The 23,375-nt window shown below is 45.8% G+C and carries 26 protein-coding genes and 1 pseudogene; 22 read left to right on the top strand and 5 right to left on the bottom strand.

What is annotated here, in order from left to right; translation table 11 throughout:
* Positions 1-154 precede the first annotated feature (154 nt).
* From ychF to AC3IRK_RS15575, 21 genes are all read left to right on the top strand, one after another.
* Positions 155-1,255, top strand: coding sequence for a redox-regulated ATPase YchF (gene ychF / locus AC3IRK_RS15675; RefSeq protein ID WP_026827041.1), 1,101 nt, complete (start codon positions 155-157; stop codon positions 1,253-1,255).
* Positions 1,256-1,378: 123 nt separating this feature from the next.
* Entirely contained in the window at positions 1,379-1,666 is a 288-nt protein-coding gene (gene rpsF, locus AC3IRK_RS15670) for a 30S ribosomal protein S6 (protein ID WP_012371898.1), read from the top strand.
* Between the two features lie 23 nt (positions 1,667-1,689).
* Positions 1,690-2,217: a single-stranded DNA-binding protein gene (locus AC3IRK_RS15665; RefSeq protein WP_012371897.1), complete on the top strand. Its 528-nt coding sequence runs from the start codon at positions 1,690-1,692 to the stop codon at positions 2,215-2,217.
* A gap of 47 nt (positions 2,218-2,264) precedes the next feature.
* Positions 2,265-2,495, top strand: coding sequence for a 30S ribosomal protein S18 (gene rpsR, locus AC3IRK_RS15660; RefSeq protein ID WP_012371896.1), 231 nt, complete (start codon positions 2,265-2,267; stop codon positions 2,493-2,495).
* Between the two features lie 137 nt (positions 2,496-2,632).
* The gene (locus tag AC3IRK_RS15655) at positions 2,633-4,618 is read left to right on the top strand and encodes a DHH family phosphoesterase (protein WP_131973580.1); all 1,986 of its coding nucleotides are present in this window, start codon (positions 2,633-2,635) and stop codon (positions 4,616-4,618) included.
* Positions 4,615-5,058, top strand: coding sequence for a 50S ribosomal protein L9 (gene rplI / locus AC3IRK_RS15650; protein ID WP_131503620.1), 444 nt, complete (start codon positions 4,615-4,617; stop codon positions 5,056-5,058). The genes AC3IRK_RS15655 and rplI overlap by 4 nt, the downstream gene beginning before the upstream one ends.
* Before the next feature lie 19 nt (positions 5,059-5,077).
* Positions 5,078-6,430, top strand: a complete 1,353-nt coding sequence (dnaB, locus tag AC3IRK_RS15645) for a replicative DNA helicase (protein WP_012371893.1) — start codon at positions 5,078-5,080, stop codon at positions 6,428-6,430.
* Positions 6,431-6,648: 218 nt separating this feature from the next.
* Positions 6,649-7,941: an adenylosuccinate synthase gene (locus tag AC3IRK_RS15640; protein WP_131503619.1), complete on the top strand. Its 1,293-nt coding sequence runs from the start codon at positions 6,649-6,651 to the stop codon at positions 7,939-7,941.
* Between the two features lie 246 nt (positions 7,942-8,187).
* Entirely contained in the window at positions 8,188-8,898 is a 711-nt protein-coding gene (gene yycF, locus AC3IRK_RS15635) for a response regulator YycF (protein WP_026827044.1), read from the top strand.
* 2 nt (positions 8,899-8,900) lie between these two features.
* On the top strand, positions 8,901-10,751 hold the full coding sequence (walK, locus tag AC3IRK_RS15630; protein ID WP_114596768.1) for a cell wall metabolism sensor histidine kinase WalK: 1,851 nt from the start codon (positions 8,901-8,903) through the stop codon (positions 10,749-10,751).
* Positions 10,748-12,064: a YycH family regulatory protein gene (locus tag AC3IRK_RS15625; RefSeq protein ID WP_489170229.1), complete on the top strand. Its 1,317-nt coding sequence runs from the start codon at positions 10,748-10,750 to the stop codon at positions 12,062-12,064. The genes walK and AC3IRK_RS15625 overlap by 4 nt, the downstream gene beginning before the upstream one ends.
* 6 nt (positions 12,065-12,070) lie before the next feature.
* Positions 12,071-12,907, top strand: coding sequence for a two-component system regulatory protein YycI (locus AC3IRK_RS15620; protein WP_114596766.1), 837 nt, complete (start codon positions 12,071-12,073; stop codon positions 12,905-12,907).
* Positions 12,908-12,917: 10 nt separating this feature from the next.
* Positions 12,918-13,709 (top strand): MBL fold metallo-hydrolase, encoded by a 792-nt coding sequence (locus AC3IRK_RS15615; protein ID WP_026831603.1) that lies wholly within the window; start codon positions 12,918-12,920, stop codon positions 13,707-13,709.
* Positions 13,710-13,815: 106 nt separating this feature from the next.
* Positions 13,816-15,108 carry a S1C family serine protease gene (locus tag AC3IRK_RS15610; protein ID WP_489170228.1) on the top strand — a complete coding sequence of 431 codons (1,293 nt, stop codon included), beginning with the start codon at positions 13,816-13,818 and terminating at the stop codon, positions 15,106-15,108.
* A gap of 68 nt (positions 15,109-15,176) precedes the next feature.
* Complete coding sequence (locus AC3IRK_RS15605) at positions 15,177-15,308, top strand: hypothetical protein (protein ID WP_489170227.1); 132 nt, start codon at positions 15,177-15,179, stop codon at positions 15,306-15,308.
* Between the two features lie 166 nt (positions 15,309-15,474).
* Entirely contained in the window at positions 15,475-15,636 is a 162-nt protein-coding gene (locus AC3IRK_RS15600) for a CxxH/CxxC protein (RefSeq protein WP_426354364.1), read from the top strand.
* A gap of 72 nt (positions 15,637-15,708) precedes the next feature.
* Positions 15,709-16,188 carry a 23S rRNA (pseudouridine(1915)-N(3))-methyltransferase RlmH gene (rlmH, locus tag AC3IRK_RS15595; protein ID WP_426355424.1) on the top strand — a complete coding sequence of 160 codons (480 nt, stop codon included), beginning with the start codon at positions 15,709-15,711 and terminating at the stop codon, positions 16,186-16,188.
* Positions 16,189-16,327: 139 nt separating this feature from the next.
* Positions 16,328-16,804: a hypothetical protein gene (locus AC3IRK_RS15590; protein WP_188004960.1), complete on the top strand. Its 477-nt coding sequence runs from the start codon at positions 16,328-16,330 to the stop codon at positions 16,802-16,804.
* A 135-nt stretch (positions 16,805-16,939) separates the two neighbouring features.
* Positions 16,940-17,533 carry a DUF4230 domain-containing protein gene (locus tag AC3IRK_RS15585; RefSeq protein WP_489170226.1) on the top strand — a complete coding sequence of 198 codons (594 nt, stop codon included), beginning with the start codon at positions 16,940-16,942 and terminating at the stop codon, positions 17,531-17,533.
* A gap of 395 nt (positions 17,534-17,928) precedes the next feature.
* Positions 17,929-18,372, top strand: a complete 444-nt coding sequence (locus AC3IRK_RS15580) for a hypothetical protein (protein ID WP_426354362.1) — start codon at positions 17,929-17,931, stop codon at positions 18,370-18,372.
* Between the two features lie 113 nt (positions 18,373-18,485).
* Positions 18,486-18,839 (top strand): hypothetical protein, encoded by a 354-nt coding sequence (locus AC3IRK_RS15575; protein WP_188004957.1) that lies wholly within the window; start codon positions 18,486-18,488, stop codon positions 18,837-18,839.
* A gap of 49 nt (positions 18,840-18,888) precedes the next feature.
* On the opposite strand, the pseudogene AC3IRK_RS15570 reads toward AC3IRK_RS15575, so the two are convergent.
* The 5 genes and pseudogenes from AC3IRK_RS15570 to AC3IRK_RS15550 form a co-directional block, all read right to left on the bottom strand.
* Positions 18,889-19,238 (bottom strand): annotated as a pseudogene (locus tag AC3IRK_RS15570) (VOC family protein).
* A gap of 11 nt (positions 19,239-19,249) precedes the next feature.
* The gene (locus AC3IRK_RS15565) at positions 19,250-19,618 is read right to left on the bottom strand and encodes a hypothetical protein (protein ID WP_188004956.1); all 369 of its coding nucleotides are present in this window, start codon (positions 19,616-19,618) and stop codon (positions 19,250-19,252) included.
* Between the two features lie 320 nt (positions 19,619-19,938).
* Positions 19,939-20,724, bottom strand: coding sequence for a hypothetical protein (locus AC3IRK_RS15560; RefSeq protein ID WP_489170225.1), 786 nt, complete (start codon positions 20,722-20,724; stop codon positions 19,939-19,941).
* A 201-nt stretch (positions 20,725-20,925) separates the two neighbouring features.
* A complete protein-coding gene (locus tag AC3IRK_RS15555) occupies positions 20,926-21,168 on the bottom strand; it encodes a hypothetical protein (RefSeq protein ID WP_188004954.1) in 243 nt (80 codons plus the stop codon).
* Between the two features lie 15 nt (positions 21,169-21,183).
* Positions 21,184-21,816 (bottom strand): HNH endonuclease family protein, encoded by a 633-nt coding sequence (locus tag AC3IRK_RS15550; protein ID WP_026831610.1) that lies wholly within the window; start codon positions 21,814-21,816, stop codon positions 21,184-21,186.
* Positions 21,817-22,134: 318 nt separating this feature from the next.
* Between AC3IRK_RS15550 and AC3IRK_RS15545 the strand changes: the two genes are divergently transcribed.
* Positions 22,135-23,331, top strand: a complete 1,197-nt coding sequence (locus AC3IRK_RS15545; RefSeq protein WP_489170224.1) for a DUF4317 domain-containing protein — start codon at positions 22,135-22,137, stop codon at positions 23,329-23,331.
* Positions 23,332-23,375: the final 44 nt, after the last annotated feature.

Raw genomic sequence — 23,375 nt, 5'->3', positions numbered from 1 at the left:
CAATCTTGTCTTAAAAAAAGAAGACACATCTCCTTGCTTAAAAAAATTGAACTATCTATAATTGTGAAAGATGTGCTGACGTGGTGTAATCATTCTACCCACTGCGGCCGCTAGCACGGATTTCCTAGGAAATACCGAAAAGGAGGAATTCCAAGTGGGATTAACAGCCGGAATCGTTGGCTTACCAAACGTAGGAAAATCAACACTTTTTAACGCAATTACACAAGCAGGCGTCGAGGCGGCGAACTATCCGTTCGCAACCATCGATCCAAACGTCGGTGTCGTCGAGGTGCCTGATGCACGTCTTCGTAAATTGACAGAACTCGTCAATCCGAAGAAAACAATCCCGACCGCATTCGAATTCACGGATATCGCCGGAATCGTCAAGGGAGCTTCAAAAGGAGAAGGGCTGGGAAACAAATTCTTAGCCAACATTCGTGAAGTCGACGCCATCTGTCAGGTAGTCCGCTGTTTCATCGACGAGAACATTACACACGTTTCAGGAAAAGTCTCACCAATCGATGATATCGAAACAATCAATCTTGAATTGATTCTTGCCGATCTCGAATTGGTCGAAAAACGAATCCAACGTGTCCAAAAACAAGTGAAGTCACGCGATAAAAATGCAGCGGGCGAACTGGAAGCACTTGAAATCGTCTTGGCGTTACTGGAAGACGAAAAACCGGCACGTCTTGCTGAGTTAAATGAAGATCAGGCAGCGATCGTCAAGCATTTCCAATTGTTGACGATGAAACCGATGCTTTATGTTGCAAACGTCGGTGAAGACGAAGTCGCGGACGCAGACAGCAATGAAAATGTGCGGTTAGTTCGTGAATTTGCAGCGAAAGAAGGCGCAGAAGTCATCATCATCTGTGCCCGGATCGAAGAAGAGATTGCTGAGCTTGAACCGGAAGAACGCCAAGAGTTCCTCGTTGACCTCGGAATCGAAGAATCCGGTCTGGATCAGTTGATTCACGCAGCGTACAACACGCTTGGTCTTGCGACGTACTTCACAGCCGGTGAAAAAGAAGTTCGTGCCTGGACGTTCAAAAAAGGCATGAAAGCACCACAATGTGCGGGTGTCATCCACTCGGACTTCGAACGCGGTTTCATTCGTGCGGAAGTTGTTGCTTACGAAGATTTAGCAGCTGCTGGAAACATGGCGACCGTGAAAGAACAAGGCCGTTACCGTTCTGAAGGGAAAGAATATGTCTTCCAAGACGGCGATGTCGTCACATTCCGCTTCAACGTTTAAGAGAAGCGAACGAATCGTTATTGCATAAACCAAAATACTTTGATAGTATTAACAAATGTGAGTAATGAATTATTGCTCCTTGCTCGATGAATCGAGCCGCCAGTCCAAGAGGAGGTGACAGATATGCGTAAATACGAAGTACTTTACATCATCCGTCCGGAAGTTGATGAGGAAGCACGAAAAGCTCTAGTTGAGCGTTTCAACAAAGTCCTCACTGACAACGGTGGTACAGTTGAAAAAACAACTGAAATGGGTAAACGTCGTTTTGCTTACGAAATCAATGATATGCGTGAAGGTTTCTACGTTCTTCTTAACGTGACTGCTGAACCAGCAGCTACAAAAGAACTTGACCGTCTCATGAAGATCAGTGACGATATCGTTCGCTTAATGATCACAAAAGACGAGAAATAAGCTGAAACAGGAGAGTGATTCTGATGATTAACCGCGTCGTTTTAGTCGGTCGGTTAACTCGTGACCCTGAAATGCGTTATACGCAGAGCGGGATTGCGGTAACGCGATTCACACTCGCTTGTGACCGTCCGTTTACAGGACAAGATGGGAAGCGAGAAGCTGACTTCATCGATTGCGTCGTTTGGCGCAAGCAGGCAGAGAACGTTGCTCAGTATTTGAAAAAAGGGAGCCTCGCAGGAGTTGAGGGTCGCCTTCAGATTAGTAGCTATGACGATAAAGATGGTCAACGTCGTTATCGTGCAGAAGTCGTCGCGGATAGTGTTCGATTCCTAGAATCACGCAATGCAAGCCGTTCTTCCGATAGTGATAGCTACTCTTCAAATTCAAATACAGGTGGAAACGGAAATGCTGCAGGATGGGGTTCACAGCAACAGCAGAACAACTCTTCCTCGCCAGCACCCGCTTCATCTTCATCGAATTCGGGCTTCGGCGCTGATCCGTTCAGCGGCGGCAGTTCGATCGATCTTTCAGACGACGACCTTCCATTCTAATGGGAACGTCGGACTGAAAAATTTACTCTAAAAAGGAGGTTAATCACATGGCACGTCGTCCAGGTGGAAAACGTCGTCGTAAAGTATGTTACTTCACGTCGAACCACATCACTCATATCGATTATAAAGACGTAGAACTTCTCAAACGTTTCATTTCGGAACGCGGTAAGATTCTTCCACGTCGTGTGACTGGTACTTCAGCGAAATACCAACGTCCACTTACAATCGCAATCAAACGTTCACGTCAAATGGCTTTAATTCCATACGTAGCTGACTGATTACGGTCCAGCGCTTTTCCTTTTCGAAGGAAAGGCGCTTTTTTTCGCTTCGCTTTCAACCGGTCCGCCTTTTCGGTTATAATATACAAGTTACCGAATTTTTCATACGAGTATATTTAGTATACAAGGAGGACGCGATGGGGTTAGGTCAGCAAGTATCACCTGAACGAGAACAGCGCTTTTTTCGCTTCGTTCCGTATCTATTAATCGTGGCTCTACTTTTTGTCATTGCCGTCGATCACCCAATCATCGCAGCGGTTGGAGCCGTCTTGACGACGGCACTGTTTGTCCTTCATCTTTTGGAGGAACGACGTGGTCGGAAGTCATGGGAAAGCTACGTCGCCGGTATATCGATCCAGGTCGAAGACACCGGTCAAGATGCTTTGACGAACATGCCAATTGGAATTTTACTTTATGATGAAGAAGCACGTGTTACCTGGTTCAATGATCCGATGCGTGAGATTTTTGAGGACCTTGCCATGGGACACGTTCTGACGGATCTTGATCCCTTATTCGTTGAAATGATTGGCGTCGATGAGGATCAGGCGACGCTTGAAATCGGCGAATCAGTTTATCGTGTCTTTTCAAACAGCGAAAACCGGACTTTCTATTTGTTCGATATGACAGAAGAAGCCCAGGTCGAACAGCAACTGGTCGATAATCAGACGGTCATCGGTGTCATTTATCTTGATAACTATGATGAGATGACACAAGGGATTGAAGATCAGCTTCGCAGTGAATTGAACAGCCGGGTCACCCAGTTGTTAAATCACTGGGCCGCGGATCACGGCACTTACATTAAACGGACCGCTTCCGACCGTTATTTCATTGTGACGACGGAAGAGAATTTACGGATTTTGGAACGATCGAAATTTACGATTCTTGATACCGTCCGGGAAGAAACAAGTCAACGTGGTGTTCAGCTGACATTGTCGATTGGTATCGGATGTGGCAGTGATCCGATTCCGGCGCTTGGATTGATGGCTCAATCGAGTCTCGATCTGGCATTAGGCCGCGGCGGTGATCAGGTCGTCATCAAGCGGGACGGGAAAGTTCGTTTTTATGGCGGGAAAACCAATCCGACAGAAAAACGGACACGTGTCCGGGCCCGCGTCATTGCCAACTCGTTGCGTGATTTAATGCAGGAGTCGAGCCGTGTCCTCATCATGGGGCACCGGAATCCGGATATGGATTCCCTGGGCGCCTCAATCGGGATTTTAAAACTCGCCGAGATGAACGATAAAGAAGCCCATATCGTTCTTCCGGAAGCTGAAATCGGACAAGGAATCCGGCGGATGATGAATGAAATCAGCCAGGAACCGAAACTCGAGACCCGTTTCGTGAATGCGTTCCAAGCAGATCAATTGATTGATGATCAGGCGCTCTTGATTATCGTCGATACCCACAAACCTTCCCTGGTTGTCGTACCGGCCTTGCTGGAGCGTTTTGAACGGATGGTCGTCATCGACCACCATCGACGGGGAGAAGACTTTATTGAAGAACCGGTTCTCGTTTATCTCGAACCGTATGCGTCATCGACATCAGAACTGGTCACAGAGCTGATCGAGTATCAGCCGACGAATCAGAAACTGGCAATGCTTGAAGCGACAGCCTTGCTTGCCGGAATCATCGTCGATACGAAAGGCTTTACGCTACGGACCGGTTCCCGGACGTTTGACGCCGCTTCCTATCTGCGTTCGCAAGGAGCGGATACGGTTTTGGTTCAGGAGTTCCTCAGTCAGGACCTTGAGACATACGTCGAACAATCGCATATCCTCGAGCGGACGGAAGTTTACGCCGCCGGGATGGCGATTGCGACGGCTGAGCCCGGCGTCATCCATGATCAGGTCCTGATCGCCCAAACGGCGGATCAGCTGCTATCGCTCCAAGGAATCCGCGCGGCGTTCGTCATCGCGGAATTGCAGGACGGCAGAACTGCCATCAGTGCCCGTTCACTCGGTGAAGTGAACGTCCAGCTGATTATGGAGACGCTTGGCGGCGGCGGTCATTTAACGAATGCTGCGACACAGATGACCGAGTCGGTCTTGACTGTCGCAACAGAATTACGAAAAGCGATTGACCATTATTTAGAAGATGAAACAAAAGGAGAGGAAACAGAATGAAAGTTATTTTCTTACAAGATGTAAAAGGCCAGGGTAAAACAGGAGACGTCAAAGACGTCGCTGACGCATATGCAAACAACGTGTTGTTCAAAAAGAAATTGGCACGTCCGGCAACAACCGGAAACCTTAAGCAGCATGAGGCACATGAGCGTAAAGCGGCAGAAGAAGCGAAACAAGTGTTACAGGACGCTCAAGCGTTAAAAGATAAGATTGAAAAAGAAACGATCATCGTCTCAACGAAAACAGGTGAAGGCGGTCGTGTCTTCGGATCCGTTACGAGCAAACAAATCGCGGATGAGTTGAAACAGATGGGTTACAAGATTGATAAACGTAAAATCGAACTCGAGCATCCGATCAAAACACTCGGTGTGACGAAAGTACCATTAAAATTGCACAATGAAGTCACAGCAACGTTAAATGTCCAGGTTAAAGAAGCGTGAGTAGAAAAGGGGACCGGTGATGAGTGATGTAATGCAAAATACGCCCCCCCAGAGCATTGAGGCGGAACAAGCCGTCCTTGGGGCGATCATGATCGATGCGGATCGACTGATCAGTGCGTCCGAACGATTATTGCCACAAGATTTTTATCGTGCGGCCCACCAACGCATTTTTGAAACGATGCTTGTGTTGTCGGATCGGGGAGAAGCAATCGACCTCGTGACCGTTACGGCGGAACTCAGTACGCTTGGTATCCTCGAGGAAGTCGGCGGATTGCCGTACCTCGGTGAACTGGCGGAAGGTGTTCCGACCGCCGCAAACATCAACTATTACGTCAATGTCGTTGATCAAAAGTCGACCTTGCGCCGGTTGATCCGGACCGCCAATGAAATCGTCACGGACGGTTACGAACGGCAAAACGAGGTCGACGTCCTGCTGAATGAAGCAGAACGGAAGATTCTCGAAGTCTCACAAGGAAAAGGCAGTGCCAGCTTCATTCCGATTTCGGACGTTTTGACGAGTGCGTATGCGACGATTGATAAGTTGCATAAACAAAGCGGCGAGACGACCGGGATTCCGACCGGCTTCCGTGATCTCGATAAAGTGACGGCCGGATTCCAGCGCAACGATTTAATCATCGTTGCCGCCCGTCCGTCTGTCGGGAAGACGGCCTTCGCCTTGAACATCTCACAAAACGTCGCGACCCGTGCCGATGAGAATGTCGCCATCTTCAGTCTTGAGATGGGAGCGGAGCAGCTTGTCATGCGGATGCTGTGTGCGGAAGGCAATGTCGACGCGCAGCGCCTCCGGACCGGACAGCTCGAAGATGAGGACTGGGGCAAGTTATCCCTCGCGATGAGCAGCTTATCCCAAGCCGGGATCTATATCGACGATACACCGGGTATTCGTGTCAACGATATCCGGGCGAAATGCCGCCGTCTGAAGCAGGAGCACGGTCTTGGAATGATCATGATTGATTATCTTCAACTGATTCAAGGAAACGGGCGTTCCAGCGATAACCGGCAACAGGAGGTCTCCGAGATCTCCCGGTCCTTGAAGTCGCTCGCCCGTGAACTCGAAGTCCCCGTCATTGCGTTATCGCAGCTGTCACGGGGCGTGGAAAGTCGGCAGGATAAACGGCCGATGATGTCCGATATCCGGGAATCGGGAGCAATCGAGCAGGATGCGGATATCGTTGCCTTCTTATACCGCGACGATTACTACAATAAAGAAACGGAAGATGCGAACACGATCGAAATCATTATCGCGAAACAGCGGAATGGTCCGACCGGTACCGTCAAACTCGCTTTCCGGAAAGAATTTAATAAGTTCGTGGATCTCGAACCGAATAATTCCTATGCACCACCCGCCTAAATGGCTTAAAAACGCTTCCGTCTTCTGAGACAGAAGCGTTTTTTTAATCGTTATGTTTGAATATCTTGAAGAGAAAGGAAAAAAACGAATTAAAACCGTCTTTTAAACGAACGAAAAAGAATTGTAACATTTAATTGTTCGGTATTTGGTTGACTTCTGTTTTTTTCCGCGTTACACTTAGTCGTGGTTTTGAATCGTACGTGGAGGTGGATGAGAATATGTCATCAGTAGTAGTAGTCGGAACACAATGGGGCGACGAAGGAAAAGGAAAGATTACCGATTTTCTTTCGAAAAAAGCCGATGTCGTTGCTCGTTATCAAGGTGGAGACAATGCCGGACATACAATCGTATTTAATAATGAGACGTATAAGTTACACTTGATTCCATCAGGAATTTTTTACTCAGACAAGAAATGTGTCATCGGGAACGGCCTTGTCGTCAATCCGAAATCGCTCGTCAAGGAATTGAAGTATCTGCACGATCGTGGTGTTTCAACGGATAACTTACTGATTTCGAATCGGGCGCATGTCATCTTGCCGTATCATCAGTTGCAAGATCAACTCGAAGAAGAAGCAAAAGGCGACGCGAAAGTCGGAACGACACTTAAAGGAATCGGACCGTGCTACATGGATAAAGCAGCACGAATCGGAATCCGGATGGCTGATTTACTCGACAAAGAAACATTCGCCGAAAAACTAAAAATCGTTCTTGATCAGAAAAACCGGATGTTCACGAAGATGTATGATGCGGAAGCGATTGCTTTCGATGATATCTTCGAAGAATACTACGCATACGGTCAAGAGTTTGCGAAATATGTCTGCGATACATCAGTCGTCGTCAACGACAGCCTCGATAAGGGCGAAAAAGTCCTCTTCGAAGGGGCACAAGGTGTCTTACTCGACCTTGACCACGGGACGTATCCATTCGTTACATCATCTAACGCATCAGCCGGCGGTGTCGCTTCAGGTGTTGGTGTCGGTCCAGCCCGGATCGATCACGTCGTTGGTGTCTGTAAAGCATACACGTCACGTGTTGGTGATGGTCCGTTCCCGACAGAGCTGTTTGACGAAATCGGTCATCACATCCGGGAAGTCGGTCGTGAATACGGAACAACGACAGGCCGTCCACGCCGTGTCGGCTGGTTCGATTCAGTCGTCGTCCGTCACTCACGCCGGACAAGCGGTTTGACAGATCTTTCATTGAACTCAATCGATGTCCTGACAGGTATCGAGACGCTTAAAATCTGTACGTCGTATGAGTTTAACGGCAAACAGATCGATGAGTATCCGGCAAGTTTCCGCGATCTCGAAGCATGTGTCCCGGTTTATGAAGAGCTACCGGGCTGGAAAGAAGACATTACGCACATCCGCAAGTTTGAGGATTTGCCGATCAATGCGCAGAACTACGTTAAACGGATTGCAGATTTGACGAACATCTCCCTCGTGACATTCTCAGTTGGACCGGGTCGTGAACAAACGGTCGTTCTCCGTGATTTGTACGAAGAAGCTTAATGGTTGAAAAGCGGCAGTTCCGGATTTGAAATCTGGAGTTGCTTTTTTTTATCTCTAATCAAGCGAAATCATTCACAAAATAAAGTGAACGAGCGTATACTAAAGGTAATGTTTCACGTGGAACGCACGATGTAAACGTATGATGAAGTCAACAGAGTGGCGTCGGGAGTTTCCGTCGCCACCTTTCTATATGCCTGAAAAACAGGTAAAATAGATTGAATAGAAATTATTAAGGGGGAACACCCAGTGACGGAACGTAAAATCCTCGTCGTCGATGACGAGCAACCGATTGCCGATATATTAAAATTTAAATTAGAAAAAGAAGGTTATAGTGTCGCCGTAGCAAATGATGGAGTGGAAGCACTCGAGAAAGTCGAAGAGTTTAAGCCCGATTTGATTTTGCTCGATATCATGTTGCCCTTGATGGATGGAATGGAAGTTTGCCGGGAAGTCCGGAAAACATCAAAAGTCCCGATCATCATGTTGACGGCAAAGGATTCTGAAATTGATACGGTCCTTGGCCTGGAGCTTGGTGCAAATGATTACGTGACGAAACCATTCAGCTCGCGCGAATTATTGGCAAGGGTGAAGGCACACTTACGAAACGTCAATACGGTCGAAGCGACACCGGCAAATGCAGGACCGGGTCCATTGAAAGTAGGAGAACTGTATATCGATACGAATTCTCATACCGTCACACGACAGGATCAAAAAATCGAACTGACACAACGTGAGTTTGAACTGTTGCATTACTTGGCGAAAAACATCGGTCAAGTCATGACGCGTGAACACCTGCTCCAAACCGTGTGGGGATATGATTACTTCGGTGACGTCCGGACCGTTGACGTCACTGTGCGCCGTCTGCGAGAAAAAGTCGAAGATAACCCGAGTACACCAATCTATATCATGACCCGCCGTGGTGTCGGCTATTATCTCCAAGACGGGGAGAATGAATAACGATGTTAAAAGGAACGAACTTCTTCAAATCGATCCAGTGGAAACTTGTCGTCATTTATGCGTTGTTGATCTTAGTCGCGATGCAAGTCATTGGGGTTTACTTCGTTCGTTCTCTTGAAAAACAGTACATTACGAACTTCTCAAAATCTGTTGAAGACCGGGCCGGACTTGTTGCGTACAATGTCGGGAAGGAATTCGATAAGACAGGCGATGATGAGGCCTCCAAACGGCAGTTGTCTGAATCTCTTGGACAACTGCTGTCTGAGTTTAGTAGTGGCTCGACGTCAAGGAACGATATTCTCGAAGTACAAATCATTGATCAGGACTCGATCATTCAAGCGACGTCCGACGAGGACAATCAGTCAGCGGTCGGACAACGGGCGACGAATTCACTGATTAAAAAAGCACAAGCTACGAGTTCCTCCCGTGTCGATACCGTCCTCGATCCGACGACGGAAGACAAGATTCGGATCTTTGCAGTCCCCGTTACCTCGGAACGGACAGGTGCAACGACCGGGATGATTTACGTCCGGGCTTCGATGGAGTCGATTTATTCTCAGATGCAGCAAGTCACACGCATCTTAGCAACGGGGACAGTGATTGCACTTGTCATCACCTCGATTCTCGGTGTCCTGTTATCAAGGACGATCACCCGTCCGATTTCGGATATGCGGCGCCAGGCAATCGAGATGCGGCGCGGGAACTTCTCACGGAAGGTTAAAGTCTATTCCGATGACGAAATTGGTCAGTTGGCACGTTCCTTTAATGAACTGACGGATGAATTACTCGAAGCGAACGCGACGACGGAAGCCGAAAGGCGGAAATTGACGAGTGTCCTTGAAAATATGACGGATGGTGTGATTGCGACGGACCGGACGCTACGTGTCATCCTGATGAACGACCAGGCGAAGGATATCGTCGGTGTCGATGAATCCGGTATCGTCGGGACGAATTTAAAGGATCTACTCGCGCTCGGAGACGACTTTATGATTCCGGAAGACGGCACGATGCCGCCCCGTTTGCTTGATTTTAGCAGCGAGGACGAACTGTTCCTTGTCCGGGCCTTCTTCTCACCGGTCAAAAAACACAGTGGACCGATTACCGGTATGATTATCGTCCTGCATGACGTCACGGAGCAGGAACAAGTCGAGCAGGACCGCCGTGAGTTCGTCGCGAACGTCAGTCATGAACTCCGGACACCGCTGACGACGATGCGGAGTTATCTCGAAGCCTTAGCGGAAGGTGCGTACCAGGATGAAGAACTGGCGCCACGGTTCCTGGAGACGACACAAAACGAAACGGAGCGGATGATCCGCCTCGTGACCGATCTGTTGCAACTGTCGAAAATGGACAGCAAGGAATACAAGATGAACAAAGTCCGGTTTGATTATATTCAATTCTTAAATGATATTCTCGATCGCCACGATATGACGAAACCGGAACGGATTCAGTTCCGCCGCAAGATCATGAAACGGAAAGTCTACATCCGCGGGGACCAGGATAAGTTGATTCAGGTCGCGGATAATATCTTAACGAACGCGATCAAGTATTCACCGGAAGGCGGTACGATCACCGTCCGGACGATGTTACGGGCGAAACGGATCGTCATCAGCATCAAAGACGAAGGAGTCGGGATTCCAAAAGCGAACCTGCAGAAAATCTTTGAACGCTTCTACCGGGTCGATAAAGCACGGGCACGGAAGATTGGCGGGACCGGACTCGGTCTTTCGATTGCCAAAGACGTCGTTTCGGCACACGGTGGTGACATTTGGGCAGAAAGCGAATGGGGACGCGGGACAACGATTTACTTTACGCTTCCATACGAGGTGATCGAAGAGGTGGATATCGGATGACGAAACAGCGACTGAAATCCATCGCTTTGATTCTTCTGGTCAGTGCCTCAATCGTGCAAACCGCCATGTTATGGACGTATCATCCGAGCAGCGAGTCGATTGAACAGGAACAGGTATCGTTTAATGAAATCGATACCTCAAAGACGGTCGAAGGAAATCAGCTGATTAATCCGGAGTTGGTCATCTATTCGAACGGTGAAAGTGCCTATCAGACCCAAATCATCGGTCGGACGATTCTGAACCGGATCGGTGCCTCGTTTGATGTCGGTGTCCTGGTTTTGACCGATAAGGCGTCAGATATTCCGGTCAGCAAACGGAGTGTCGAGATGATTTTCCCGACGCCGATCAGTTCAAAGATGCTCGAGGAGTTGCTCGGGGAAAAACAAATTGCGATGTCAGAGCCGATCAAACGGCTCTATCTGCTCGATTATGAAGGACCGATCCTTCGGCTGGAGTCGACGACGGGACGATTTAAGGATTTTAAATTAATCGGGGATGAGACGGTCTTAAAACGTCTATTCGCCTATGATAAGAAAAAACCGATGACGAAAGTCGAGCTCAAGGGCGGTGACTACACGTATGTCCCAAGCGGCGCGACGAAACTGGAAGAAGTATTCGTCTACGATGATGTTTCACAGGATCCGAAGCCGCTCAGCCGGATCGAGAGCGCGTTCTTTACGGAAAACTCGAACGTCCAACAAATCAAGAGCCGGGATGACCTGGACGTTTTGACGGACGGTGTCAGTGTTTCGACCTACGACCGGGATTATAATGCGTTCCGTTTTAATACATTGTCTCCGAACACCCAAACCTCGTCCGTCGATTACAGTACAATCGTCAGTTACATCAACATCCATGGCGGATGGCTCGATCCTGTGACACAACGCAGCGGTTTCCGCTATTACTTTGATCAGATGTCGAAAGCAGAAGAGGAACAGGCGGCGACGTTCCGATTGTATTTGAACCGATACCCGATTTTTGGTGAAACAGGACCGTTACTTGAACAACCGGACTTTGATCTCGCGACCATCAAAGTAACGTTCGAAGAAAATCAAATCCGTTCGCTCAGCCGCAGTATGATTCGGGCGGATCGGAAGCTGTTGCTCCGGGAAACGACATTGCCATCCATCGATCAGATCGAAAAGCAGCTTCAATCCGCTGATCTGCTGGATGAGATGTCCGCTATCCGGATGGGATATGAGATGACTTATGAAATTGAAACAAGTCGCTATGCCTTGTTTAAGCCAAATTGGTTCATCAAACGAAACGGGAAATGGACGACGGTCGATCAAGCTATCGGAAAAGAGGGGTAAGGATTCATGGATTGGAGTAAAGCAAAAACGTTACTGATTTTGACGTTCCTGATCCTGAACGCCTATCTTGCCGTTCAGTTGATGGACCGAATGATTGATCCCCGAATCGTCACGACGAATGCGGACGGGAAAACTGTTTTGAAAGAACGAAAAATTGATGAAAAGAAACTGCAGACGGTCTCGAAAGAAATTGGTTATTTGACGGCGGAAGTCGATACGAGTTCATTGGCTCCTAAACCAGGCTCTTCGATCCAAGATGCCGTCACATCCGTCAAAAATCAAATCGAGTGGTCGGTTCGTTTGACGAAGCCGTTCCCGCTCGAAGCGAAAGCAATGCGGGATTCGGCAACATCGTTTGTCCAATCGTCGGCTGCATACGGGACCGACTACACGTTTTGGAAGTATGACAGCAAACACAATGAGATGACATTTGTTCAGACGTATAAGGAACAGCCGTTATACTCGACGCCGCAACAGTCGCGAGAGGATGACGCGATGATAGGTCCGTCACTTCTCGTGCTTCAGTTGAACGAGCAAAAGGAAGTCGTCAGCTACAAACAACGTCACTTAAACAAAGTCGTCCGTCAGGCACAGGATGTCACGTTATTATCGGCGAGTGAGTCCGTCATTCAACTGTCGGAGCAGGGATTATTTCCCGCTTCGAAACGAATGACGAGCCAGAAACTCGGTTACTTCTGTCTCGTGACAGAAGGAACGAAATCGGTGCAGATTTTACCGCCGACGTGGCAGATCGAACTGAACGGAGAAGAACTGTATTTCGTCAACGCAATCGACGGCGGAGTCCAGACCATCGAACGGCTTGATACCGTTTCAGAGAAATGAGGAATGCACGATGAGCCTACACTACAGCGTCCTTGCCAGTGGCTCGACGGGGAATGCCCTCTATATCGAAAGTGAACAGACCCGCCTGCTCGTCGACGCCGGCCTGACCGGAAAAGCGATGCTCGCCCTGTTCGACCAGATTCACCGGTCGCCGGATCAGATTGACGGTTTGTTCGTCACCCATGAACATTCGGATCATATTAAAGGCGTCGGCATCATGGCGCGGAAGTACAACATCCCGCTTTATGCGAACGAAAAGACGTGGGCGGCGATGGAAGCAAAGATCGGCAAAATCGATCCGGCGCTGAAGTTCCTCTGGGAAGTCGGTGAGGTCAAACAGTTTGGCGACATCGAAGTCGAATCGTTTAACGTCAGCCATGACGCGGCCGACCCGATGTTCTTCCAGTTCGCCCATGAAGGAAAACGACTCGCCCACATCACCGATACGGGTTACGTCTCGGACCGGATGAAAGGCGTCATCCGCGGAGCAGATGCCTATATCTTTGAAGCGAACCATGATATCGGGATGCTTCAGATGGGGCATTACCCGTGGAGCGTTAAACGGCGGATCCTCGGTGATTACGGACACGTCTCGAACGAAGACGCGGCGATTGCGATGAGCGAAGTGCTCGACGACCGGACGAAACGGATCCACATGGCCCACCTGAGTAAGGACAACAACATGAAGGAACTCGCCCGGATGAGTGTCTCACAGACGCTCGCAAGCCGCGATGTCGACCTCAGCAAAATCCAGTTGCTCGACACGGATCCGGTCATTCCGACACCGCTTTTGAAGCTTTGATTATGGGAAATTACTGAATATGCTCAAAAGACCCCCACATTTGGCTAACTCGCCACGTGATGGGGGTATACTTGTGTAAAGAGAGTCTAGAAGGAGGCGTGTGTCGATGGATCGACCAGAAGAACCACGGAATGAATCAGATCAGCCTTACGCATCGACCGATGAGACGAGCGGCTTTCCGCCGCGGCGACCAAGTGAAGACGAGCCGGTCAGTCCTTATCGTGAACCATATGAAGAAGAACCGCAGGAACCAAAACGCCGCGGCGGCGGGAAGGCCTTTTTTGTTGGCCTGATCGGCGGGATCATCGGTGCTCTATTGATTGCCCTGATTGCCTGGCCGTTCGTACGTGACGAAATGACAAGTCCGACGCCGATCTCAAACGCGACGCCGGAACAAGCAGCGACGAAGGCGACGGAATCGGAAAACGATATCGTTAGTGCCGTCGGTCAGACGAAGGAAGCGGTCGTCAGTGTGACGAATCTGCAAAGTTCGTTCCAGGGTACCGATCAGGAGACCGGTGCCGGATCGGGTGTCATCTATAAAAAAGACGGCAACAAAGCGTACGTCGTCACGAACTATCACGTCGTCGAAGGTGCCAGCCGTCTGTCAGTCACATTGTCCGACGGAACAGCACTCGAAGCGAAAGTGCTCGGGGAAGATCCGACGTACGATTTAGCAGTTCTCTCGATTGATGCTTCAAAAGTGACACAAGTCGTCAAACTCGGAGATTCGGATACGTTACGTGCCGGGGAGACGGTTCTTGCGATCGGGAATCCGCTCGGAATCTTTGCGAACTCGGTCACACGTGGTGTCATCAGTGCCCAGGAGCGGACGGTGCCGGTTGATACGAACAAGGACGGGCAGCAGGACTTCAACACAGAAGTCATTCAGACCGATGCCGCAATCAATCCGGGTAACTCAGGCGGCGCGCTCATCAATACGTCCGGTCAATTGATCGGAATCAACTCGATGAAGATTGCCGAAGCAAGCGTTGAAGGGGTCGGTTTTGCGATTCCGATCAACGAAGCGTTGCCGATCATGCGTGACCTGGAACAAAACGGTGAAGTGATTCGCCCGCAACTCGGGATTCAGATCCGCGACGTTCAGGAGTTCCCGAGCGGTTTCCGGGAAGATCGTCTGAAGCTGCCGAGTGACGTCAACCGCGGGATTGTTGTCGTCGGTTTGACGAAAAACAGCGGAGCAGCAAAAGCAGGCATGAAAGAAAATGATGTCATCGTTGAGATCAACGGAAAAGACATCCGATCGTTTGCTGATTTAAAAAGTGTCCTTTATCGTGACGCCAAAGTCGGAGACAACGTCAAAGTGACGTTCTACCGGGGCGGCGAGAAGCAGACACTCGATGTCAAACTGTCGGCGCAAGCGGCGACGGTGCAATAACAGATTCAAATCAACTACTCGTATACGTGCGGGTAGTTTTTTTGTACATAGAAAAGGTGGTGGCTCCGGTGTTCATCGTGATTCGCTGTCACGCGCTTTCCTCAGGCGAGGAACAAGCCGCGGGCTTCTTGCCTGTCGGCGTCGATGCCCGGGTCTCGTTTTCCTCTGACAGCGCGGGCGAGCCGCGCTTTTTCCTGTAGGAGTCGCGTGCAGCGGATACGATGAAGGGATTAGTAGTGAGGGGCAAGACGATCAAGGAAGTAACTCCAAAGAGGAGGTGTGGATAACTTTTTTCAGTGAGGGAAGTCAATTTTTGTTATACTGGTAGCGGATAAATGTGGATAACTTAAAAGGAGGAAAAGGCCTGTGGATAAATATGTCTGTTTAGAACATGTCGAGTTAGCGCTCGACGAAGTAGTTGATGAAACGGAAGAATACCCGATTTTGGAAGAGGTGCCGGCAAAGAAAAACGTCACATGTGAGTACTGTGATCAGCCCGCGACATATCTTGTGTCAAGCAAAAAATAATTATCAACATGTGGACATGTGGATAACTCTGTGGATAACTCCTGAATTTTCTGTTAGAAAGCGAGAAAAATGATGCAAATTACCATTATTACGGTCGGAAAGCTGAAAGAGAAGTACTTGAAGCAAGGAATTGCCGAATATACAAAACGGCTCGGCGCGTATTGTTCGATTCAGGAAATCGAGGTGCCGGACGAAAAAGCACCGGAACAATTGAGTGACGCCGAGATGCAGCAAGTGAAGAAAAAAGAGGGCGAACGGATTTTAGCGAAGATCGGACCGGATGTTCATGTCTATGCACTTGCTATCGAAGGAAAGCAACGAACGAGCGAACAGTTTGCGACAGAACTCGACCGACTCGCGACGTACGGCAAAAGTAAAATCGCGTTTGTCATCGGTGGATCGCTCGGTCTCGCACCGGAAGTCGTGCAGCGGGCGAACGATACGATTTCCTTCTCGAAGATGACATTTCCCCATCAATTGATGAAGATGATTCTGTGTGAGCAGATTTACCGGGCATATCGGATTAATCGGAATGAGCCGTATCATAAGTAAAAATCAGGTCGCAAATCTTTAATATGGTTTGTGGCCTTATTTTTAAGTACGGAAATGTTTACATAGCCATCAATATAAATCGCAAGAAAAACATGGCTTATGATGCAACAGTAAATTAACTATTAAAGGAGTGATTGAAATGAAAGAAAAACGCAATAATACTAATGAAAGTTCAAAATTGCAGGAGGATAATGACCAAGAGGTTCTTACAGGAATGGAAATGTTTCTTCAAAGAGCCAAACTACCGAAAGCAAAAATAGCTGAGTTTGATGAAGTATTTAGAATGAAGTTAATGGCTACTCCAGAACTCGGAAAAGACATATTGAATTTTATCGTCAATCTCTCTGATCAGAATCAGAAAGTACATGATAAGGTGATTTCTGTTCATCAAACTACGATAGATCATTTGTTTAAAAGATTAGATAAAGAGCATATAACTGAAGAAGAAATCGGAATGATTTATGGGGAGCTACGATTTTTAACAGAACAGGTCGATAAAGCGAGAAAAGAGTGGAAAGATACTGTAGAAAAAATTGCTGCTGGCACTTTAATGTTAGTTACTAGTGCTTTTGGAACCTATATTGTTAATAAATTAAGTAATAAAGGTAAGAATTAAAGTACTGAACTTCAAAGACTTAAATGTCGAATTATCGTTAGATCAGAATTGAAAGGATTATATATTTGGATAAATTTGTATTGATAATAATGTAGTAATTCTGAATACTATATCTAAAAATGAGGAGTTTGCAAGATGCAAAAATTGGTTCTAAAAATGTTTACAGTTTTATTGATGATTGGTGTATTAGTCGTATGTGGCATTCTGTTCTTTAAACCGTCTATAATCTCTACCAGTAAAAGTTCTGATACCGCATTGGTAAAAGAACAATTAGTTGAGTTATCTGAATGGACTACTTTGAAATATGAGTACAGCAAGGTAATAATCAGTCGAAGCAGTAAAAATGTACCTTTGATTGATCTTAAATTAGCTGAAGCAATCAAGTTAATTGAATACGATGGTTATTTGAAAGCAGGTACAGACTTATCTAAGCTACAGCTGTCTTATAACGAGACAACAAAGCAATTATTAGTTAAGGTACCGAATTCAAAGATACTTGATAACGTAGCAGATACAGACACAGCAAAGGTAACGGATGTTAAAGGTGATCTATTTTCAGATTATCAATCGCAACAAATTTTTGATGATATCAACAAAGAAAAAAATAAAATTGAAAAGAAAAAAATCGAGCAAGGATTTTTAGAAGAGGCAGATGTAAGAATTCAAAAATTATTAACGTCTTTCCTCAAGAAAAATGGATATAGTAAAGTAACAATTGAATTTTATTAAATGAATTACACAAGACGATCATGTGTTAGATGATCGTCTTTTTTAAACGATGAATAGAAATAACGCAACAAGAGGAATCTCTTATTCATAATCAATAAGGTTAGTAGAAAATTTCTCATCCTTGGAGAAAATCCTTCGATGGTACAATCAGTCCTCCAGTATATTTTTGCTTTCAAAGAAGCATCTAGTACCATTCCCTGAGCGAGAAAAATTGCGCAACTTCAATATAATCTGTCTGCTTCAAAAGGAGAGTTGCCAATGAATGCCTCGAATGGACTCCACAAACTCTGGAGAGAAGAAATAGATAATTCGAAACTACCGGAGGTAATAAAAGGAGTAGTTTTCTCAGCAAAAAACTATTAAAAACAAAACAAACACTGTACTGGAGGTCGCTCATGAACTGGATTGAACTAAAAGAGGAATCAGAAATCAGGGAATTACTTGAGGACTTTGGTTATTTTCATGATGGCTGTTTGAAGGAGATGCATATGTGGACCGAAACGTATGTTGATGAGGGTCTGACGATGGCTGTTCCAAGCGAATTAGATACAAACGTCAAACTGTTATTTCAGCGCCAGTTTAAAAGCCCGTCCGCGATTGAATTATGGTTTGAAGGTGTAACAGGAATTCATATCCTTCCGACACCAGAAAATTTCGCCTCGATACTTTTTGAGGCTATCATTTTAAAACAGAACGATACTTATTACTGGTCAGATGATATTGATTTCGATCCGAGCACTATCGAACAGAACGTAAGCTGGATATCAGCTAAAAAACTTAGATGGAGAGAAAGAAATGATTGGATGGGAAAACAGCATCGATATGGGAGTAAGGAATAAAAATGAAGCACCTTTTGTTTTAGGATTTCATCAATTACATTTAGGTCATATTCAAAATCAATACTAAATAAAAAGTGCGCTTGAAAAAATAACCGGTGAGGTGAGAAGGCATCATGTCATGGAAACACCAGATGTATTTACATATTTATGCTCAGCATACCAATCATCAAGAATCCTTTATTGTTGGCAATAAACAAGCATTATTGAAATTAAGAGATCTGATCGATGAAGCGCTGGTTGAAACTACGGCTGCTGAAGGCGGCTTTTTCTCATCAGATGATGAAGGGTACGAAGTTTACATTGGTCTGGTCAAAAATCAGGAAGTGTTTCAGTCATTGGAAATGCCCTATACGGAGCAGTTTGGGGATCGGAATGATCAAAGACATTTTATCAATTTGAAAAATGATCCTAATGCACCTTATGATCCGATCATTCTTTTCAAAGAAACGAAGCCATCAGAAGAATGACGTGTATTCTTCTGCTTTTTTATATTCTTATTTCTTAACTAAAATGGACTTAATAGGTACAAATCATCAAATGATTGCCGTCGAGATCTTTAAGATTGAACCAGTGACCGTGTTCAATTTCTGTCGTCAATTCGATGCCTTTATTCTTCATATATGTATAAGATTGTTCGATATTGTTTGTATTAAAATGAAAAAGTGGCGTATTGAGAATGTTGTCTGGTGAAAAAATTTTGCTGTCTAACATGATGTCTACACCATTCATCGGAATGACGTACAGGTGACCAAACAAAATCTCACTGTCGGATGTAAGCCGAGCAGATCACAGTACCAATCTCGGGATTTTTCGATGTTACTGACGGGAATGAAGATGGTCCCGACCTGAGTTAAAATCGGATTCATAGGCAACCTCCTTATTTTGAAAGCACTATACCATCTAAGTAGTCCCGCTCATTTGAAAAATATTTGTTTGCGATCAAATCATTCGAAACTAGATATGTTCCGTGTAATTCGCCCCGCTTGATGCCGAAGTAACACGTATTTGGAGCTAGCAGACTGGTTTGTTTCTTGATGTTTTCCGGTGAGAGTTCAATCCAGTTCAATTCGTTTTCTGCAAGAGGAATGCGCGCCGCAAAAATGGAATGATCTTTGTGAATGGAGACAATCAAATCTTTGGTCTTTAGTTGCGCTGGATTGACATGGGCTAAAATCGGGTCAGCACACGTTGCAATAAATCCACCAATCGTAGTAGATTCAGATGCTTGAATGAATTCATAAATCATGACGTTGCCTCCTTATACATAATGGTCAATCTACCTTCTTTTTTTTTGTTAACATTGCTATAACTACACCAAAAGTGACCGTAATCAAACCGATAAAACCCTGTGGGATGTTCCCATACAACAACATGAAAATACCGGCACTGCTTATCGCTACACCTGATCCAATCAAAACTTCTCTCATACAGAACTCCCTTAAATAAATTATTTGATAAATAATTCTCATCATGAATCAAATATATTCGATAAATAGGAGCAACATCAATCGACGTATTTTTAATATTTAGTAACGAGTAAGTGAAAAACGTATAACGACCTGTAGATTATTTAGGATAGCGTATGTATTTTCGCTGCCCTTCAATTATTGGTTTATTTTCTTCTATCATTTTATTGTAATTCAAGGTGATCATGGTTTCAAAATCGTCATCTATGATAAGGTTCAGATTATCCATACTCTTACGCATTTTCCTAGGGTTACCACTAATTCCTTTAACGAATTTTTTAGATTGTCGATCAAGTTCCCTCCATTGTTTCGTTGTCTTTAAAAAAGAAGAAAAAGCATGTACTTCATCATTGTTATCGAGTAAGATTTTTAAATTTAAATATTGATAAAGTGTCAATAAATTTGCTGCTTCCTGTGTTTTAATAATGTCTTTCATAAAGATTTCCCGACGTATTAATACATCAGTCTCATAATATTGCTTATATTCAGTTACTAATGAAAATATTTTTTGTTGATTTTTCCAAAGCTCTGAAAATGCTTCTTTTCCAGTCAATACAGATAAATTAGAGTCATCAACAGGTATACTGAGCGGTTGTGTAAAATAGTTTGCATTAATTTTTAAAAAATCTTTGCCGATATCAAGTACATTATGATTTAAGTCGGCAAAAATCGACAAGTGTCTTTGAGCCTCTAGTGCCTCGTCGAGCTTTTCATCACCAATTGTCAAATATGCTGTTGCCACAGGAGCATTATTCTTAGTAAATCCAGCCATATAATAAGGCGTTCCATTTACCATCCAATAAACCGGATTAACAAACGCTCCCTCTGTCCATTTCTTATACTTTTTTACTTTTTTCATGAGCAGTTTAGTAACTGAATCATCCATTTCTATATCGCCTCCTTTGAATATTATTACCAAATAATAGCACTATCTAAACTATGGGTATGTGAATTCCGTGTTTAAGAAATGAGATAGTATTTTTAAAATATGTTGTAATAAAAAATCCCTTTATAAAGATAAGCAGATTCATTTAACTGCTCGTTTTATAAAGGGAGATATCAAAAGAATTATATTATTTTATACTTTTTATGTCCGTTCCAGCACTGTCGCGAGCATCCGGTGAACGACTTCGTGATCGCGGATATCATGCAGCTGATAATCCTTGCCGGGTAACGTGTAAACGTCGGTTGAGCCGACATATGAGATGGCGAGTTCGAGTTTGCCATCTTCCTGGCAGGTCGTCCGCAGTTCCAGTTCGCCGCTGATGACGCCGACTTCATTCGTCATCACACCATGCGTGGCGGTAAAAGTAGAGGTTTTCGTTTCCATCGAATCGACTCCTTCTTAGTATGTACAGGTGTTCAGCATCGTTTGCAGTGCTGTTTTTTCAGAGGATTGGAGACTTAAGCCCCAACGACTTTTCGTATTGATCCACATCTTCGAGTACGCACAGCTTGCGCCGGCACGGGTTGGTTTCCATGTCGATGGATCCTGGTCACCTTTTGAACGGTTCGAGCTTGCAGAGACGGCAATCAATTGCGGACCGTTGAGGTCGTTTGCGAATGCCTGACGTGTCGTTGTCGTCCAGCTGCTTGCACCCGAACGCCATGCTTCCGCGAGCGGCACGACATGATCGATGTCGAGATCGGACGGGTTCGTGAATGTCAGTCCATCATAATAACTGTACCATGAGCCGGACGTAACCGGACAGCTTCCGACGTAAGAATCCGCATCGCGTTTCAAGACGACTTGACGCGTATCACAACCGCTTCCTTGGCTGCTCCAATGTGGGAAGAGATCACGGGAGTAACCGGTCATCGTACTTTCGGTTTTGACTGTCAGTGCGTTGAGCTCAGATTGAGCCGTCGCTTTTGACGGGATGCCGGACGGGAGTGCGGAAACGGGTGAGAGATCGAACTGAAACGCAGTGAGAAACAAAACAAACGATACGGCGAGTAGCTTGATTTTCTGGAACATGAATTGCCTCCTCTTATGTAAGTATGATGAGAGAATCCTCTCAACTCACTCAGTATGCCACCGAATATTTTGGATAGGGTTAAAATAATGTAAACATTACAAAAGTTGAATACTTTTGATTAAAAATATTTTTTTAAAAATAAGACTAAAGTAATATAAAAAAGAAGTTACTTGGAAAAATTAAAATTGCGGAGACTTTCAACATAAAAAAATTCAACTCTTGTATAGTAAAGGGGTACCTCTGTTCGATTTGGACAGGAGGCACTCCTTTTTTAGGAGCCACGAGGAATTCAAACGCCAAGGAGCTGAAACGTTATCATGAACAAACAAGACATCAGTGATATCCGTCGCCATTTTAAGGTCGATTCGGAACTACTTAAAATCAACGAAATTTACAATGTATATATCCGCAAGGAAACGAGTGAAATCTTCTATGAAGAAAGCCGTCCGTTCGCCTTTCTCGAACTCGAACAACAGGAGCTGTTCCTAGCGAACTTCAAGAAAGTCCTGACCGGGAAACTCGACATCAAGTTGTTTGAAGTTAAGTTCCAGCAGCCGGAAGAAGGCGCGACCGGACATACGCAACAACTGTTGTACGAAGGACTCTACACGGAAGAGACGGAAGACTGGACGGAACAGATGCAACAAATTGCGCTGAAGATAGTCCAGGACGTGCAGTACGACAATGATATTGTCGTCACGTTCATCCGCGGACAGTACTACAAGACGACAAAACGGCAGGAAGACGAGACGGAGGTCAACAAAAACGATGAAGTTTATACGACTCCGTTCATTCTCAGCAGTCTCAATCAGACGGAACTGCCGAAACAATCGCTTGTCTTCGACTACGTCGATCTCGAGTTCAAGTCGAATCTGCTGATCAACCCGGTCATCAAACTTGCGTCACCAATCGGTGGCTTTTTATTCCCCTGCTTCACGGATAATGCGGCGGACGTCAACCGTGTCCTTTATACGGCAAGCAAGCCGAATAAACCGGACGTTTTGTTCATCGAAAACGTCCTGAACGGCGAACAAATCGTGACGGCAGAAGAAGACAAAGCGGTATTTGAAGAAATCGTCAAACTGGTCATCGGCGAATCAGTCGATTCAAAAACGCTTGCGGGTGTCTATGAGGAAGTCAATCATCTGCTCGTCGTTGAGGACGAAAAGGAAGACGAGCCGGAAGACATCCCGATGCTGGACGTCAAAGAAGTCGAACGGGTCTTAAAGGCGAGCGGAATCGAAGACGTCAGTACGGAACAGGTCGAACGGGCCTTCAAAACAGTCATCGATGATACGACATACGAAATGAAGGCGAGTAACATCGTCCCGAACTATGAAGCGAAATCAATTAAGATCAATACGAAAGTCGCGAACATCTCGGTCAGTGCGCAGGATTTGAAGTACATCAAGCAGGTCAATTACAACGGCAAACAATGTCTGCTGATCGAAGTCGAGGAAGATACCGTCATTGACGGCTTTACACTCGTTTCGGAAGAAAATATTTTAAGTTAAGTCAAAAAAGCCACTCGTTTCACGTCATTCCGACAAGGAAAACA

The organism is Exiguobacterium sp. GL_137 (genome assembly GCF_057834585.1).
This window is presented reverse-complemented; position numbering and strand designations above follow the sequence as displayed.

What these genes read in the sequence shown, in the direction of transcription:
- rlmH (WP_426355424.1), top strand. Translation starts at nt 15,709, where the DNA reads ATGCAAATTACCATTATTACGGTCGGAAAGCTGAAAGAGAAGTACTTG.
- AC3IRK_RS15665 (WP_012371897.1), top strand. Translation starts at nt 1,690, where the DNA reads ATGATTAACCGCGTCGTTTTAGTCGGTCGGTTAACTCGTGACCCTGAA.
- AC3IRK_RS15640 (WP_131503619.1), top strand. Translation starts at nt 6,649, where the DNA reads ATGTCATCAGTAGTAGTAGTCGGAACACAATGGGGCGACGAAGGAAAA.
- AC3IRK_RS15590 (WP_188004960.1), top strand. Translation starts at nt 16,328, where the DNA reads ATGAAAGAAAAACGCAATAATACTAATGAAAGTTCAAAATTGCAGGAG.
- AC3IRK_RS15625 (WP_489170229.1), top strand. Translation starts at nt 10,748, where the DNA reads ATGACGAAACAGCGACTGAAATCCATCGCTTTGATTCTTCTGGTCAGT.
- AC3IRK_RS15555 (WP_188004954.1), bottom strand. Translation starts at nt 21,168, where the DNA reads ATGGAAACGAAAACCTCTACTTTTACCGCCACGCATGGTGTGATGACG.
- AC3IRK_RS15550 (WP_026831610.1), bottom strand. Translation starts at nt 21,816, where the DNA reads ATGTTCCAGAAAATCAAGCTACTCGCCGTATCGTTTGTTTTGTTTCTC.
- AC3IRK_RS15655 (WP_131973580.1), top strand. Translation starts at nt 2,633, where the DNA reads ATGGGGTTAGGTCAGCAAGTATCACCTGAACGAGAACAGCGCTTTTTT.
- rplI (WP_131503620.1), top strand. Translation starts at nt 4,615, where the DNA reads ATGAAAGTTATTTTCTTACAAGATGTAAAAGGCCAGGGTAAAACAGGA.
- rpsF (WP_012371898.1), top strand. Translation starts at nt 1,379, where the DNA reads ATGCGTAAATACGAAGTACTTTACATCATCCGTCCGGAAGTTGATGAG.
- AC3IRK_RS15615 (WP_026831603.1), top strand. Translation starts at nt 12,918, where the DNA reads ATGAGCCTACACTACAGCGTCCTTGCCAGTGGCTCGACGGGGAATGCC.
- AC3IRK_RS15565 (WP_188004956.1), bottom strand. Translation starts at nt 19,618, where the DNA reads ATGATTTATGAATTCATTCAAGCATCTGAATCTACTACGATTGGTGGA.
- rpsR (WP_012371896.1), top strand. Translation starts at nt 2,265, where the DNA reads ATGGCACGTCGTCCAGGTGGAAAACGTCGTCGTAAAGTATGTTACTTC.
- walK (WP_114596768.1), top strand. Translation starts at nt 8,901, where the DNA reads ATGTTAAAAGGAACGAACTTCTTCAAATCGATCCAGTGGAAACTTGTC.
- AC3IRK_RS15580 (WP_426354362.1), top strand. Translation starts at nt 17,929, where the DNA reads ATGAACTGGATTGAACTAAAAGAGGAATCAGAAATCAGGGAATTACTT.
- AC3IRK_RS15585 (WP_489170226.1), top strand. Translation starts at nt 16,940, where the DNA reads ATGCAAAAATTGGTTCTAAAAATGTTTACAGTTTTATTGATGATTGGT.
- AC3IRK_RS15545 (WP_489170224.1), top strand. Translation starts at nt 22,135, where the DNA reads ATGAACAAACAAGACATCAGTGATATCCGTCGCCATTTTAAGGTCGAT.
- AC3IRK_RS15610 (WP_489170228.1), top strand. Translation starts at nt 13,816, where the DNA reads ATGGATCGACCAGAAGAACCACGGAATGAATCAGATCAGCCTTACGCA.
- AC3IRK_RS15560 (WP_489170225.1), bottom strand. Translation starts at nt 20,724, where the DNA reads ATGGATGATTCAGTTACTAAACTGCTCATGAAAAAAGTAAAAAAGTAT.
- dnaB (WP_012371893.1), top strand. Translation starts at nt 5,078, where the DNA reads ATGAGTGATGTAATGCAAAATACGCCCCCCCAGAGCATTGAGGCGGAA.
- AC3IRK_RS15620 (WP_114596766.1), top strand. Translation starts at nt 12,071, where the DNA reads ATGGATTGGAGTAAAGCAAAAACGTTACTGATTTTGACGTTCCTGATC.
- AC3IRK_RS15575 (WP_188004957.1), top strand. Translation starts at nt 18,486, where the DNA reads ATGTCATGGAAACACCAGATGTATTTACATATTTATGCTCAGCATACC.